This is a genomic window from Bradyrhizobium sp. TM233, assembly GCF_036247965.1.
GTDB classification, from domain to species: Bacteria; Pseudomonadota; Alphaproteobacteria; order Rhizobiales; family Xanthobacteraceae; genus Bradyrhizobium; species Bradyrhizobium ottawaense.
In genome coordinates this window covers 1-1,960 of record NZ_BTIG01000114.1, presented here as the reverse complement: position 1 = coordinate 1,960, position 1,960 = coordinate 1, and the positions used below count along the sequence as shown (strand labels likewise).

Sequence of the window (1,960 nt, the reverse complement as noted above, 5' to 3'; positions counted from 1 at the left end):
GCTGACATGGGGTAAACCCCTGCGAATCCCTGATTTTCGTGGGAAAGCGAACCGGGCGTCTTCCTGCTTTTGATTTTCACTCGTTAATAATTAAATGCGGAAAATTAATAAATAAATTGACGGTCGCATTATAATAATCTAGCTTTCGATTTAATCCGGGATCGTGATCGCTCTAGTCTCGCGACCTTCGGTTCTGGAGCCGAAGAATATTGAGATCAATAAATGATTGCCGGGCGTGGGCGGACCAAGACCGCACATGAATGGGCAGGGGGATACAGCTCTAAATCTCTTCGCGTAACTTGGCAGCAATTGGCCGGATCGTCGCGTTGGGGCGGACTCATCATTCGTCCGAGCGAGCGCTCGTGATTTGCGTGAATTGATTGACAGCGACACTCCCTCTCCGCGTTGGCAGACGAGGGCTACGAATGACGTGCGCGCATTTTGTATGCGAGTCCGGAGCAACGTTCGGCCGGGCTCGGGCAATTTCGAGTTCTTCTCCGCCAACATGTGATCCTTCTATCGAGCCAAGTTTGGCGCTTGCGAATGGTGCGCGAGCCATCGCGTACAGGGCGGCGCCGGAGGCGCCCTCTGCGCCTGTCAGGCACGCGACCGTGCACACGACATCCTATCGCGAGTTCGGAGCGACGCTAGCTCCAAACCGGCCTTGAGCTCGTCAGATGCTCTCTTTGCGCATTTTTCAAGCCCTTGGCCAAGCGGCAGTCCTACTCAGCAACATAGGCAAGGCAACGGCCGGTCATCACCGCGTCATTGTGCAATTTGTGCGGTTCCGTGAACACGGACGGCGCTTTACTCAGAGGATTTAGCTATGGCGACGCAAACAACGGGTGGCGGCAGCACGGTCTCTTTCGGAAATACTCCGCAAGCCAATGTCGACATCTTCTCGTTTACGGAGGACGCCAGCAACATTCTCATCTTGAATGTGCTGGCAAATGACCTCGGGGGCGCGGCCAAGACGCTGTTCTCCCTGGACAATGGAACGAGCGCCTCCGCGTCCACCAAGAACTACGCACCTGCGGACTTGCTGGTCAAAGATGTGGCGTACAGCAGTGATGCCGCCGGAATGGCCGCAACCAGTGACCGCAGCGCCCTCGGTGCACGCATCTGGATCGAAGCGGACGGCACCGTTCATTACGACAAGGGCGACATCAACGTTCAGCTTCAGGCGCTGGCGACCGGGCAAACGCTGACTGATACATTCACTTACGCTATCCAGCTGGGTAATGGCACGCTCAGCTGGGCGGCCGTGACACTCCAGTTCAATGGCGCAAACGACTCGGTCTTCATCACATCGAGTCCGCAGAGCGGCTCGGTGGTAGAAGACGCGAATGCCACGCCGGATCTCTCGGATTCGCAGATCGCGGCCGGCACCATCAGCTTCAACGATGCCGATCTCGGCGACACGCATTCGGCCTCGTTCGCGGCAGCCTCTTCCAACACCACGTCGCTCGGCGCCTTCTCGCTCGATCCTGTCAACGAGATGGACAATGCCGCCAACGGCTCGGTGCAATGGCACTACAATCTGAACAACGCGGCCGCCCAGTACCTCGCTGCGGGCCAGACGATCACCGAGAGCTTCGTGGTGACGATCAATGACGGCCACGGCTCGACAGCTACCCAGACTGTGACGGTCACGATCACAGGCACAAACGATTCGGCTACGGTCTCTTCCGAGGCGAAGTCCGTCACCGAGGGCAACACCGCCGCCGCGCTCAACACGAGCGGCCTATTGACGATTGTGGATCCCGACAGCGGCGAAGCCCATGTCGTGGCACAATCGAACATCCACGGGACCTACGGCGACTTCAGCATCGACGCCAACGGCGCCTGGAGCTACACCGGCAATGGCGCCCACGATGAGCTCACCGCCGGCCAGCAGGTCCAAGACCAGTTCACGGTGACCAGCCAGGACGGCACCGCCACCGGCACGGTGACGGTGACC

At 58.6% G+C, this 1,960-nt stretch carries 1 protein-coding gene; it reads left to right on the top strand.

Translation table 11 applies throughout. The features are described 5' to 3' along the window. Positions 1 to 826 precede the first annotated feature (826 nt). Positions 827 to 1,960 (top strand): VCBS domain-containing protein (locus tag AABA86_RS33905; RefSeq protein WP_338309835.1); only part of this gene is annotated, 1,134 nt, incomplete at its 3' end.